The sequence below is a fragment of the Sphingomonas sp. CCH5-D11 genome, from assembly GCF_001557395.1.
Classification (GTDB): Bacteria; Pseudomonadota; Alphaproteobacteria; order Sphingomonadales; family Sphingomonadaceae; genus Sphingomonas.
This window is the reverse complement of sequence record NZ_LSKH01000212.1, coordinates 14,288-27,459: the sequence shown is the minus strand read 5'-3', so window position 1 is coordinate 27,459 and position 13,172 is coordinate 14,288. Positions and strand designations below refer to the sequence as shown.

Here is a 13,172-nt window from a genome sequence, read left to right as displayed (position 1 = left end):
CGTGGTGGAGCCACGCAACCATCGCGCGATCTCCTCGTCCAGCGGCACCACGCCAGCGCGCGCATCGACCATGAATAGCGCCACGTCCGCCGCGGCTACCGCCGCTTCCGTCTGGAGCCGCATCCGGCCCGGAAGGGAATGGGCGTCATGATCCTCATAGCCGGCCGTATCGACGATCCGAAAATCCAGACCGAGCAGGTTGGCGTCGCCCTCGCGGCGATCACGCGTGACGCCGGGCCGGTCATCGACCAGCGCGAGCTTTTTTCCGACTAGGCGGTTGAACAGCGTCGACTTGCCGACATTGGGTCGGCCAACGATTGCGACGGTGGGAAGGCGTGTCATCGCGTGCCCCTACAACTCCCGCCGCAGTAGCGAAAGCAGGATCGCCCGAATTCGCGTGACCGCGCATAAGGAGCGCGGCGCCACGCTCACCGGCGTGGCGCACCGTCCATGTCAACGATAGGCTGACAACTTCCCGTCCTGATCGAGCACATAAAGCGTCTGGTTGGCCACGACCGGCGGCAGCGTGAAGGATTTTGCTGCTTCCATCGTCACCTGCACGCTCCCGTCGGCCGGCGACGCAGCGACCAGCTCACCGCGCGAATTGGTCAGCCACAATCTATCGCCGGCGAGCACAGGCCCGTACCAGGTATAGGCGCCCTTCCGCTTCTCGACGTTACGATAGGCCTGCAACTGCCCAATCCAGCGAACCTTGCCGTTGGCTCGAGACAGACAGACCAGCCGCGCATCATCGGTAATGATGAACAGCCATTCGCCGGCGAGCCATGGCGTGCTGATGCTGGCGAAATTCTGCTCCCACAGGCGCTGGCCGGTCGCGATCTCTACCGCCACCATGCGACCGCCCTGCCCCACGGCATAGGCCCGGCCGTCCTCGATCACCGGATCAGCGTCGATGTCCGCCAGACTGGAAACGGAGGTCGAGATGCTCGTACGCGACAGGGCATCCTGCCACAGCGTGCGACCGTTTTCGTAGCGATATGCATTCAGCTCGCCCGAGGAGAAGCCGGCGACAATTGTGCCCGCGGCGGCAGCCGGCGCGGCAACGCCGAACACGCCCTGCGCTTCCACGCTGGCCGTGCCGGTCCACACCACCTTGCCGTCATTCTGGTCGAGCGCGAACAACTGATTGTCCTGGCTCAGCACGTATACCTGGCCGTTTGCCACGGTGGGCGCGCCGCGCAGCGGACCGCCAGGCTTCACCCGCCAGGCAATCGCTCCGTCCGCCGCGTTGAGCGCAACAACGTCGCCCAGGCCATCCGTGGCATATACCTTGCCCGCATCATAGCTGACGCCGCCGCCAAAGCGCGCCGCCTCATTCTCCTCGCTCTCCGACAAGGCAACGGTCCACTGCGCCGCCCCCGTGTCCGCTGAGAAGGCATGGAGCCGCGCATCGACGTCGACCACGAAGACGCGCCCTTCCGCCACCACCGGCGCAGCGCCAAGCTGCTGGCGATTGGATCCGCCATCGACGCTTGCCGTCCACAACCGTGCCGGCGACCCGCCAAGCGCCAGATGGCCCATCGACTTGGCCGCGTTACCGCCTGGCTGGGACCATTCCGGATTGGCCACGGCAGCCGGCAGAAGGACCTGCACGCCGGCAAGCGAAGGGTCGACCTCTGCGGCATTTTCCGCTGCAAGGATGGGCACCCGATTACCCACCGTTGGCGTCTTCTTCGGGTCAGACTTGAATACGCCGCAGGCGCTGAGCCCCATCAACGCGGCAAGCGCAACAGGTGCGGCAATCGACTTCTTCATTGCTTGCTCACGTCCTCTTTCGTACCCGCGTCCGCCGGTACGGCATCGACGCCCAGTACGCCTGCCATCTGAACCGCGCGTTGACGAATTGACGGCGGCACCTGCTCGGCCTGGGCGATCTGCCCGAACAGCCGCCCCGCCAGATCCCGTCGGCCCTGCTTCAGATAGGCGAGCGCCACCAGTTCGCCGGCGCTGCCGAAATAGGCGTTCTCGGGCACGGCGACGCCGCGCAGGCGGGCCACGACCTGATCGGGCTTGATCGTGTCATATTCGGCCATGGTCTGGCGGACGAGCGCGAGCTGACGGAATGGCTCCGCCAGCGACTGATCGGCCGCGATCGCGCCAAACTTGGCAGCTGCGCCCTTCAAATCATTTTTCTGGAGCAGCAGATCAGCCTGGGTGAACAGCGCCACGGCGCGATAGCCGCTCGAGTCCGACTTGGTCAGTTCGGCAACCTGCGGCGCGGCCTTTTCCGTCTGACCGGCAGCCAAATTGTCCCACACCAGCTGCAACTGCTCGCCCTCGCGGCCGGCCGCCTCGCGCTGCTGGTGTTGCCAGTAGAGATAACCGGCGAAGATCGCCAGGCCGAGCGCCACCAGCGCGGCGATCGCCAGTCCCCAGCGACGCCACAAGGCGGCCGCCTGCTCCTTGCGCAGTTCCTCGTCGACTTCGCGCAGGAACGCTTCGTTATTTTGCGGCGTGAGCGCCACGGCTTACTCCAACTTGGCGGGAAGGCGGCGGACCTTAGTCGCGCACGCGAGAAAACGAAAGCGGCTCACGCCTTGGGGGCGTAGGTCTGCTCCGCGGTGGGAAAGGAGCGGGCCCGCACATCCTCGGCATAGGTCGCCGCGCGCTCCGCGATATAGCCCGCCATGTCGCCATAGCGTTTGACGAAACGCGGTACGCGCTCGAACATGCCCAACATGTCTTCGGCCACCAGCACCTGGCCGTCGCATTGCGCCGACGCGCCGATACCGATCGTCGGCACGTCGATCGTGCGCGTGATCTCGATCGCGATGGGCTCCACCACGCCCTCGATCACCACGGAAAAAGCGCCCGCCCCGGCCACCGCTTGAGCGTCGCTGATAATCTTCTGCGCTTCGGCTTCCGATCGCCCCCGGGCGCCATAGCCGCCGAGCGCATTCACCGCCTGCGGCGTCAGACCGACATGACCCATAACCGGGATGCCGCGCTCGGACAGGAAGGCGACGGTGGGCGCCATCGCCACTCCTCCCTCCAGCTTCACTGCCGCCGCGCCGGTCTGCTTCAGCAGCCACGCCGCGCTTTCGAACGCCTTCTCCGGGCTGGCTTCGTAACTGCCAAAAGGCATGTCCACGACCACCATGGAATGATAGCTGCCCCGCACCACCGCCGCGCCATGCGCCGCCATCATGTCCAGCGTGACCGGCACGGTCGATGGAAGTCCGTAGATCACCTGGCCCAGGCTGTCCCCCACCAGCAGCATGTCGCAATGCGGATCCAGGATCTGGGCCGTGCGCACCGTATATGCCGTCAGCATCACGAGCGGCTCCTTGCCCTTGCGCTGGCGCACGGCCGGAACGGTCACTCGCTTCATCGGAGCAGCGACTGGCGTCGCGCGACTGGTCGAGCTGTCGATGGTGAAGGTGGTGGACATGCACAGGCGCTTAGCCGGTTCGGGCGAGACGATCCAGCCGCTCCCCGTGCAGCGCGCGCCGGCCCGCTCGCGCCTGCACAGCGCGCTCCCCCCAGCCGCAGCAGCGGCAGCGCAATCTTCTGCGGCAGGCAACGTTACTGATCCAGGTTACTGCGATTGCAGCAAAAACGGCGCTGCGCGAGAAAACTTCCGCGCAACTCACGGGTTCTTCTCCGCACGCAACATGGGGCTCGGCGGAGACTTCAGATTGTCGAAATCGGCCAACCGACCCGTTCGATGGGTCCAAGCAATGCTCAACTGGGAGCCGAAATGCGCATTCACCATCTGAATTGCGGCACCGACTGCCCACTCGGAGGCGCCCTGTTTGACGGGCGAAGCATCGGTCCGCTCGGCCAGATAGTTTGCCACTGCCTGCTCATCGAAACGGACACGCATGGTCTGTTGCTGGTCGATACCGGCTATGGACTTCGCGATGTAGCGCACCCGCATCGTCGCCCGGCGCCGCGCATCACTCTTCCTTGGCGTCTGATGCTCAACATCCGCCTGCATGAGCGAGAAACCGCGATCCGCCAGATTGAGGCCTTGGGCCACCGCGCATCGGACGTGCGGCATATCGTGGTGACTCACCTCGATTTTGATCACGCTGGCGGCCTTGAGGATTTCCCCAACGCAACCGTTCACGTGATGCAGCGGGAATATGACGACGCGACCGGCCCCCATACAGGCTTGGTAGCCCGCAACCGCTGGCGGACACGGCAGCTTAACGATGTCGCGAACTGGCGCCGCTACGGCGCGCGCGGTGAGCCTTGGTTCGGCTTCGATGCGGTGCGCGACCTGGAGGGCTTGCCGCCGGAGATCCTGCTTGTTCCCCTGCCCGGCCATACCTGGGGCCATGCCGGCGTCGCGGTTCGGCAGGATGAAGGTCGCTGGCTGCTCCACGCCGGCGACGCTTATTTCTACCGGGGTGAGATGCGCTCGGCCCGGCGCAAGTGCACACCGGGCCTGCGCGCCTACCAGCGCCTCATGGAAGTCGACGCCGACAGCCGAATGGGAAACCAGGCGCGGCTTCGCGCGCTGTCTGTGGAGCGCCGCGACGAGGTTACGATCACCTGCACGCACGATCCGGTCGAGCTGGAACGATGCCAGGCGGGCAATCCGTTGTGACGCAGCGAAACTATTCAGCAAAGGAGCCGAGAAGCATGGCAAGCCGAGATGTTCTGCAGGAATTGTTCGTTACCGGGCTGAAGAACGCCCATGCGGTGGAGAAACAGGCGCTATCGATCATGACGCCCCAGGTGACCCGGATCGAGAATTATCCCGAGGTGGCCGACCGCCTTCGGCTGCACATCGAAGAAACCAATGGGCAGATCGCGCGGCTGGACGAAATCCTGGCCGAGTTCGACAGCAGCGGATCCGCGCTAAAGGACATGGGCCTCAGCATGTCGGGCAGCATGGCGGCGCTCGCGCATACCGTCGCTGGCGACGAGATCGTCAAGAACAGCTTCGCCAACTACGCCTTCGAGCATTTTGAAATCGCAGCATACAAGTCACTGCTGGTGATGGCGGAGGACGGCGGCTTCGCAAACGCGGTGCCCCTGCTCAAGCAATCGCTTGGCGAGGAGGAAGCGATGGCGCGCTGGATCGACGAACATCTGCCGGTCGTCACCCGCCGCTACGCCACCCTTTATGCCGAGGGCGGCTCTGCCAAGGCAAAGGTCTGATCCGTCACCGTCGGGAAAGCATAGAAAAAGGACCGGGCAATTCCTCGCCCGGTCCTCTGTTCTCTCGGTCAGATCGCGGCCGGATCAGACCCGCATCGGCATTAGCACATAGAGCGCCGGTGCCTTGTCATTCTCCCGGATCAGCGTCGGGGCTGCTGCATCGGCCAGATGCACCTCCACCAGATCGCCGTCGATCTGGCCTAGGATGTCCAGCAGGTAACGGCTGTTGAACCCGATCTCGAACGGTGCCGCGACATATTCGCCCGGCACTTCTTCGGCGGCCGTGCCGTTCTCCGGGCTGGTCACCGAAAGCGTGATCTTGTCGCGGTCGAGCGCCATCTTGACGGCGCGTGTCTTTTCGGTGGCGATGGTCGACACTCGATCGACGCCCTCCATGAAGGCGGACGGATCGAGCCTCAGGATCTTGTCGTTGCCGGTCGGAATGACGCGGCTGTAATCCGGGAAGGTGCCGTCGATCAGCTTCGAGGTCAGGATCGCCTGCCCAAGGTCGAAACGGATCTTGGTACCGCTCAGCGACACGCCCACCGAACCGTCGATCTCGTCCAGCAGCTTGCGCAGTTCGGCGACGCACTTACGCGGCACGATCACGTCGGGCATGTTCTCCGCGCCTTCCGGCCGCGGCAATGTAACGCGGGCCAGTCGGTGGCCGTCAGTCGCAGCCGCTTTGAGCACCGGCTGCGAGCCGCCGTCCTCGGACACGTGCAGGAAGATGCCGTTCAGATAATAGCGCGTCTCTTCGGTTGAGATCGCAAAACGCGTCTTGTCGATGATCTGCTTCAGCGCTTCGGCCGGTATCTCGAACTGCGTCGGCAGTTCCCCTTCCGCGATCACCGGGAAGTCGTCGCGCGGCAGCGTGCCAAGCGAAAATCGCGCCCGACCGGCTACGATCGTCATCCGGCCTTCTGCCGCGGTGAGCGATACCTGCGCGCCCTCCGGCAGCTTGCGGGCGATATCGAACAGGGTGTGCGCCGACACGGTCGTCGCACCCGGCTGATCGACCGCCGCGGCCACGCTCTCGTTGATCTGCAGATCAAGATCGGTCGCCATCAGGCGAAGCGATCCTTCGGCCGTCGCCTCGATCAACACGTTGGACAGAATCGGAATGGTGTTGCGGCGTTCCACCACCGATTGGACATGGCTCAGCCCCTTCAGGAGCGTTGCGCGTTCGATCGTCGCCTTCATCACTTCATCCCCCGGCCCGCCGGATTCGACCAGGGGCAACTCGCCTGTTTCCTAGCCAAACAGAAAGGGCCGGAGCAAGCGCCCCGACCCTCCTTTTCGCCAGATAGTTGTATCTGCCGCTCAGAAGCGGAAGCCAACACCTGCTGCAACCTGGTGACGGTCGGTGTCCACGCCGAACGTGCCGGTGCTGGCGCCATTCGGGTAGTTCAGGCGGGCATCGCCATAGTTCGAATAGCGGTATTCGAGCTTGGCGTAGGTGTTCGGCGTGAGCGACTGCTCGACGCCCGCACCCAGGCGATAACCATCCAGGTTGAAGTTACGGCCGGTCTCGGTCGTCGTGTCATTGCGTGTCAGGTCGAGACGGGCATTGGTATAGCCGACCTTGCCGTACACCAGCGTGCGCGGGGTCGCGAGGAAGCCGATGCGGGCACCGGCGTACAGATCGCGGCCCGCCTTCACGCGGCCATAGCCGAAATCACTGGGATCGTTCGGATCATTGTCGACGCGGCCGGTCGAGCCGGTGATTTCACCCTCGATGCCGACGACAAGATTGTTGAACGCCACATCATAGCCGATCTCGCCGCCATACAGGAACCCGTCGCTGCCCTGGTCTCCGTTGATCATCGAGTCTTCGGTTTCGCCCGGACGCAGGCCATCATAACCGAGGATCACGCCAGCGCGCGGGCCGGTGAACGGACCGGCATCCTGCGCCGCCGCAGGAACAGCAAGAGCGGTGGTGGCGGCAAGCGTCGCCAGGATGAGGTTACGCATAATCAAACTCCATCTACTGTCCGCCATCAACCTCGGCGGGCAGGGCGGAAATGGGCGATCCGCCGGGATGTTGCATGAACGTCAGATAAACGGGCATTTTCGTTGTTTTTGCGCCACACTGCCTTGAACTCGGCAGCTGCTGGCCTATCGCGCGCAGCACGGTTTTGGAGCATTCGCTTCACATCGCCGGCGAGCCCGCAATCTGACCGGCTTACCAATCGTCGATCAGCCCGCGCTGAACTCGTCGAAATACCCGTCCCAAGCAGGTGATCCGACAAGCCCAGCACGAACGAAGGCGGCGGCTCAGAAGCGCACGCCAACACCTGCCATGAGTTGATGGCGATCGGCATCGATGTCAGCGCCGTTCTGATCACCGTAGTGGGAGTAACGATATTCACCCTTCACGAAAAAGCGCGGCGAGATCGCATATTCCAGGCCCGCACCGATGCGAAAGCCGTCCAGATTCTCGGAGTCACGTGTGGCCTCCGTAGCACTGTTGTAGCGCGTCGTGACCCGCGCGTTCGTGTACCCGGCCTTGGCATAGGCCATCAGCTTCGGAGAGATCACATAACCGGCGCGAACACCGATGTAGAAATCACGACCGGCATCGGATCGCAGCCGGTCGCCGGCGGTCAGCACGTCACGGCTGCGATCGCGCACCGTCGAGTCCGTGATCTCGCCTTCCACGCCAAGCCGCGCCCGGCCCAGCGCCGCATCATAGCCAGCCGCCGCGCCATAGACGAACCCGTCATCGCCCTCACCGCCGCTGGAGATGTTGTCGTAACCGCCCAGCGCTTCGAGGCGGAAGCCGCTGAAGTCCGGCTTGTCCTGTGCGGCGCACGGGTTGGCCATCATCGCTGCAATGGTCGCGGTGGAGATAAGCAGAAGGCGCATCGAGGTTCCCTTTCTTTGTCGAACGACCGCCGGGTGGCGGCCTCGCCCCGCTCCTTTCCTTAGTCTCCACCGCGCCTGACACCCGGCCGCGCCGAAAGCCGTTGCTTTCGCGCCCGCAGCGACCAATGACGCACCCATGACGATGAATCCTTTCGAGCGACGCGGTCGCGATTTCGTCGCCCGGCACGGCGAAACCGTCTTCAACGCCGCCCGCCGGCTGCAAGGCGACGCGCCTCACACCCCGCTCACCCGCGCCGGTTTCGCGCAGGCGGAAGAGATGGGGCGCGCCTTGCGCGATTACCTAGGGCCCAAGCCAAGGCTCACCATGTGGGCATCCTCCGCGGGACGCGCCTTGCAGACGCTGGCGATCATCGCCGAGCATCTTGAGCTCGACTGGCACGACGCGCGGCACGATGATCGCCTGATCGAGATCGGCATGGGCGCGTGGGGCGGCCGATATTATGCCGACGTCATCGGCGAAGTAGGCCCCGTAGTGGACGAGCGCGGCCTCTTGCGGTGTGCGCCTGACGGTGAACGCTATGAAGCAATCGCGGCACGCGTCTCGGGGTGGCTGAGTGACACGCAAGACGACGATGGTGACCGCCTGGTCATCATGCATGGGATTTCCAGCCGCGTGATGCGCGGCGTGATGACCGGCGCGCCGATCGATCCATGCGGCGCCCCCGTTCTTCCGGCGCATCCGCAAGGCACGGTAACGATGATTGAGCGCGGACGCGAAACGGTGGTGCACCTCGGCACCGGCTACGCCCCGGCCTGACCTCTTGCCGTTCGTCTGGTCGTTCGTCTGGGGGTTGGCCACTTTGCTCGCCGGGGATCGCGCGACGGTCGGCGTCTATGGTGCCTGGGGCGCCTTTCGCCAGGGGCAGCCGGCGCGCTGCTACGCTATCACTGCTCCGATCCGCGCGCGATCCGATGGCTTCGCGAGCGTCGCCGCGCGGTTCGGGCGCACCGGGCGACCGGCGATCTACATCCGCCTGTCCCGCCCCCGGGCGCAGGCGGCGCCGGTCACGCTTTCCATCGGGGATCGCCGCTTCACCCTCTCTGGTAATGCAGGCGCGGCTTGGGCACCGGACGCCGCCACCGATCGCGCGATTATCTCTGCGATGCGCGGCGGACGCAGCATGAGCATTTCAGCCGTCAGCTTGCGCGGACGCCCTTTTGCGGACAGCTATGCCTTGGGTGGAGCGGCGACCGCGATTGACGCCGCCACGCTGGAATGCCGCCCGCGCTGACACCAGCCGATTTGCGCCGATCCATTGCCGGGGATGTCTGGAAATCGCCGGCATTTTCCACTATGTGCACGCGATGCAGACAGTGTCGGCCGCTCCCATGCCCATTCCGGGGCACATCGATCCCGTGCCCGTGGCACGCGCGATAACGCCACGCGCGGACGGGCGCGTTGACCTTGTCGGTCTCTCCAAGACAGAGCTGCGGGAGGCGCTCGCCGCCGCCGGGCTGGAGCCGAAGCAGGCGAAGCTGCGCGCCAAGCAGATCTGGCACTGGATCTACAATCGGGGCGCCACGGACTTTTCGGTGATGACCGACATTGCCAAGGCGCAGCATCCTTGGCTGACGGAACGGTTCGTGATTGGCCGCCCGCAAGTGGTGGAGGCGCAGGTTTCCTCTGACGGCACCCGCAAGTGGCTGCTCCGCTCGGACGATGGGCAGGACTTTGAGATGGTGTTCATCCCCGATGCCGATCGGGGCACGTTGTGCGTGTCGAGCCAGGTCGGGTGCACGCTGAATTGCACCTTCTGCCACACCGGTACGATGAAGCTCGTTCGCAACCTGACCGCCGGCGAAATCGTCGGCCAGGTCATGCTGGCGCGCGACGGCCTCGGCGAATGGCCCAGCCAGCCCGAGGGCCGCATGCTCACCAACATCGTGATGATGGGCATGGGCGAGCCGCTCTACAATTTCGAGAACGTCCGTGACGCGCTGTCCGTGGTGATGGACGGCGATGGTCTCGCCTTGTCGAAGCGCCGCATCACCCTGTCGACCTCTGGCGTCGTGCCGATGATGGCGCGCGCCGGCGCGGAGATCGGGGTCAACCTTGCCGTGTCCCTCCATGCTGTCACCAAGCCGGTCCGTGATGAGATCGTGCCGCTCAACCGCAAATACGGCATCGAGGAACTGCTGCAGGCTTGTGCCGACTATCCCGGCGCCAACAACGCGCGGCGCATCACGTTCGAATATGTGATGCTGAAGGACAAGAATGATTCGGACGACGACGCGCGCGAGCTCGTCCGCCTACTGCGCCACTACAAGCTGCCGGCGAAGGTGAACCTGATCCCATTCAATCCCTGGCCCGGCGCGAATTATGAATGCTCCACGCCGGAGCGTATCCGTTCCTTCTCAAACATCGTGTTCGAGGCCGGCATCTCCGCGCCTGTTCGCACCCCGCGGGGTCGTGACATTGACGCCGCCTGCGGTCAGCTGAAGACCGCTGCGGAACGCAAGAGCCGCGCTCAAATGGATCGCGAAGCCGCCGCGGCGGAGGGATGATCTCTGTCCCCCTCCCGGTTGCGTGAGGGGTTAGGAGAGAGTCTGTCGCGTAGGGCCTGGCAAGGACAAGCCCTCCTCCCGCCCTTCGCGAAAGCGGGAGGGGAGCCCTAGTCAGTCCTTCTTCTCTCCCCTAGGCGTCAGCTGCCCGGGGGTGATGAACCCGATCGGCTGGATCGACGCCGCGTCCTGCTTCAACTTGGCCGCGATCTGCTCGTAGTCGCGCTCCATTTCCGACGTAACGCTCGCACGCGACTCTTCCAGCGCGGCGAGGAAGTGCGATTGACGCACTTCCTTCGTCTGAAGTGATTCGCGCAGCGCGATCATACCGGCGCGCCGCACCACATCCTCCAGATCCGCGCCCGTGAAGCGATCGGTGCGCTCGGCGATCACATCCAGGTCGACATCATCGGCCAGTGGCATCTTCTGCGTCTGGATGGCCAAAATCCGACGGCGCCCGGCGGCATTCGGCACCCCGACATAGATCAGCTCGTCAAAGCGTCCCGGCCGCAGCAGCGCAGGATCGACCAGATTGGGCCGGTTGGTCGCCCCGATCACGACCACGGACTGCAATTCCTCCAGCCCGTCCATCTCGGCGAGGATCGTGTTCACCACCCGCTCTGTCACCTGCGGCTCGCCAAGGCCGCCGCCACGCGCCGGCACCAACGAGTCGAGCTCGTCGATGAAGATCACCGTTGGCGCCACCTGCCGTGCTCTGGCGAATAGCCGCGTGATCTGCTGCTCGCTCTCGCCATACCATTTCGACAGAAGGTCACTCGATTTGGTGGCGATGAAGTTCGCCTCCGCCTCGCGCGCCACCGCCTTGGCGAGCAGGGTCTTGCCCGTGCCCGGAGGCCCATACAGCAGAAAGCCCTTTGCCGGTCGGATGCCGAGACGCCGGAACGCATCCGGGTCCTTCAGCGGCAGCTCGACTCCTTCCTTGAGCCGCATCTGCGCATCGTCCAGCCCGCCAACATCCTCCCAGCGAACGGTCGGCGCCTGTACCATCACCTCGCGCATGGCACTCGGCTGGACGCGCTTCAGCGCCTCCATGAAATCCTCGCGCGTCACCGCCAGCGTATCGAGCACCTCGGGCGGGATCGTGCGCTCTTCCAGGTTCAGCCGCGGCATGATCCGCCGCACCGCCTCGATCGCTGCCTCACGCGTCAGCGCCGCCAGATCCGCGCCGACAAAACCAAACGTGGTCCGCGCCAGTTCGTTCAGGTCGACCTTGTCGCCCAGCGGCATACCGCGCGTGTGGATGCCCAAAATTTCCCGGCGCCCGCGCTCGTCTGGCACGCCGACAATAATCTCGCGATCAAATCGGCCTGGCCGGCGCAGCGCCTCATCGATCGCCTCTGGACGATTGGTCGCGGCGATCACGACCAGGTTCGCGCGCGCCTCCAGCCCGTCCATCAGCGTCAGCAGCTGCGCGACAACGCGCTTCTCGGCCTCACCCGACACCTGCCCGCGTTTGGGCGCGATCGAGTCGATCTCGTCGATGAAGACGATCGACGGCGCAGACTTGGACGCTTCCTCGAATACCTGGCGCAGCCGCCCTTCGGATTCACCATAGGCCGAGCCCATGATCTCCGGGCCGTTGATCAGGAAGAATTGCGCGTCGCTCTCGTTCGCGACCGCGCGGGCAAGCCGCGTCTTGCCGGTGCCGGGCGGGCCATGCAGCAGCACGCCCTTGGGCGGATCGACACCCAGCCGCTGGAACAGCTCGGGATAGCGCAGCGGCAGTTCGACCATCTCGCGCAGCTGATCGATTGTCGCTGCCATGCCGCCGATATCGTCGTACGTGACGTCGGCGCGCCGGGCGTCGTTCGGCTCCTCATATTCGGGACGAAGCTCAACCTCGGTATTCTCGTCGATGTGGACGATACCCTTGGGCGCAGCAGATACGACGACAAGGCGGATCTCCTGCAGCGCATAGGCGGGCGCGTTGACGAACTGCTGCATGCCCGGCGGCATGTTCGCCACGCGCTGGTGGCCGGCGGTCGCCACCACGTCACCTTGCGCCAGCGGCCGGCCAATGAAGGTGCGCTTCAGCGCCACGGTGGAGCCCTGAAGCCGGAGGTTCTGCGCCGCCGGTGCGAAGACGACGCGAGTCGCCGGATTCGACTCCGCCTTGCGCACTTCCACGAAGTCGCCGGAGCCAACGCCCGCATTTGCGCGCTGCAAACCGTCAATGCGGACGATCGCTAGCCCCTCATCCTCCTGATAGGGACCAACGGCCCGTGCCGGCGTCGTTTTCTTGCCGATGATCTCAATCACATCGCCTTCGGTCAGCCCGAGCGATGCCATGAAGGCGCGTGGCAGGTGTGCGATGCCTCTTCCGCTGTCTTCCGGCCGCGCGTTAGCGACCTGCAGCTTCTGGGTCGTAGCGGGTTCGCCATCGGCCAATGCGCTTCTCCTTTGTCCGTCGAGGCTGATAGATAAAGGCGCAACGCGCGATTTGGAGGGGGGCAGGACCGCTTTCCGGTGCTCGCTGGCCATATTCCGAAGGGCGCTTGTATTCTCGTGTATTCTCGTCGGGCGACCCCGACCGAGGAGGGCGGCTTGCGGCTCCTACGTTTCGTTCGTCGGCGCAGCAGAGGTGAGGACACCGATCCCGTACGGAACGGACAAAAAAAGGGGCCGGT

Annotated in this window: 13 protein-coding genes; 5 read left to right on the top strand and 8 right to left on the bottom strand. The window is 64.8% G+C overall.

The features are described 5' to 3' along the window. The 4 genes from AX702_RS13125 to panB form a co-directional block, all read right to left on the bottom strand. A partial coding sequence (locus AX702_RS13125) for a GTPase (RefSeq protein ID WP_156455486.1) occupies positions 1–342 on the bottom strand: 342 nt, incomplete at its 3' end. Between the two features lie 111 nt (positions 343–453). Beyond that, complete coding sequence (locus tag AX702_RS13120) at positions 454–1,776, bottom strand: outer membrane protein assembly factor BamB family protein (RefSeq protein ID WP_066780257.1); 1,323 nt, start codon at positions 1,774–1,776, stop codon at positions 454–456. Further along, positions 1,773–2,486, bottom strand: coding sequence for a tetratricopeptide repeat protein (locus AX702_RS13115; protein WP_066780255.1), 714 nt, complete (start codon positions 2,484–2,486; stop codon positions 1,773–1,775). Before AX702_RS13115 ends, AX702_RS13120 begins: the two co-directional genes overlap by 4 nt. Before the next feature lie 65 nt (positions 2,487–2,551). After that, positions 2,552–3,412 (bottom strand): 3-methyl-2-oxobutanoate hydroxymethyltransferase, encoded by an 861-nt coding sequence (panB, locus tag AX702_RS13110; protein WP_066780251.1) that lies wholly within the window; start codon positions 3,410–3,412, stop codon positions 2,552–2,554. Positions 3,413–3,688: 276 nt separating this feature from the next. Between panB and AX702_RS13105 the strand changes: the two genes are divergently transcribed. Both AX702_RS13105 and AX702_RS13100 read left to right on the top strand, forming a co-directional pair. Next, positions 3,689–4,576, top strand: coding sequence for an MBL fold metallo-hydrolase (locus tag AX702_RS13105; protein WP_331710404.1), 888 nt, complete (start codon positions 3,689–3,691; stop codon positions 4,574–4,576). A gap of 35 nt (positions 4,577–4,611) precedes the next feature. After that, positions 4,612–5,133 carry a ferritin-like domain-containing protein gene (locus AX702_RS13100; protein WP_066780248.1) on the top strand — a complete coding sequence of 174 codons (522 nt, stop codon included), beginning with the start codon at positions 4,612–4,614 and terminating at the stop codon, positions 5,131–5,133. 84 nt (positions 5,134–5,217) lie between these two features. On the opposite strand, the gene dnaN is transcribed toward AX702_RS13100, so the two are convergent. The 3 genes from dnaN to AX702_RS13085 form a co-directional block, all read right to left on the bottom strand. Continuing rightward, a complete protein-coding gene (gene dnaN, locus AX702_RS13095; protein ID WP_066780261.1) occupies positions 5,218–6,336 on the bottom strand; it encodes a DNA polymerase III subunit beta in 1,119 nt (372 codons plus the stop codon). Between the two features lie 120 nt (positions 6,337–6,456). Beyond that, entirely contained in the window at positions 6,457–7,107 is a 651-nt protein-coding gene (locus tag AX702_RS13090; protein ID WP_066780246.1) for an outer membrane protein, read from the bottom strand. Between the two features lie 303 nt (positions 7,108–7,410). Continuing rightward, positions 7,411–8,001, bottom strand: coding sequence for an outer membrane protein (locus AX702_RS13085; RefSeq protein WP_066780244.1), 591 nt, complete (start codon positions 7,999–8,001; stop codon positions 7,411–7,413). Between the two features lie 136 nt (positions 8,002–8,137). Here AX702_RS13085 and AX702_RS13080 point away from each other — a divergent pair, with 136 nt between their 5' ends. The 3 genes from AX702_RS13080 to rlmN all read left to right on the top strand — a co-directional run bounded on the left by AX702_RS13080 (position 8,138) and on the right by rlmN (position 10,527). Next, the gene (locus tag AX702_RS13080; protein WP_066780243.1) at positions 8,138–8,779 is read left to right on the top strand and encodes a histidine phosphatase family protein; all 642 of its coding nucleotides are present in this window, start codon (positions 8,138–8,140) and stop codon (positions 8,777–8,779) included. 4 nt (positions 8,780–8,783) lie between these two features. Then, on the top strand, positions 8,784–9,254 hold the full coding sequence (locus AX702_RS13075; RefSeq protein WP_066780240.1) for an invasion associated locus B family protein: 471 nt from the start codon (positions 8,784–8,786) through the stop codon (positions 9,252–9,254). A gap of 73 nt (positions 9,255–9,327) precedes the next feature. Further along, entirely contained in the window at positions 9,328–10,527 is a 1,200-nt protein-coding gene (gene rlmN / locus AX702_RS13070; protein WP_066780260.1) for a 23S rRNA (adenine(2503)-C(2))-methyltransferase RlmN, read from the top strand. Between the two features lie 111 nt (positions 10,528–10,638). On the opposite strand, the gene AX702_RS13065 is transcribed toward rlmN, so the two are convergent. Continuing rightward, the gene (locus AX702_RS13065) at positions 10,639–12,933 is read right to left on the bottom strand and encodes a CDC48 family AAA ATPase (RefSeq protein ID WP_066780239.1); all 2,295 of its coding nucleotides are present in this window, start codon (positions 12,931–12,933) and stop codon (positions 10,639–10,641) included. Positions 12,934–13,172: the final 239 nt, after the last annotated feature.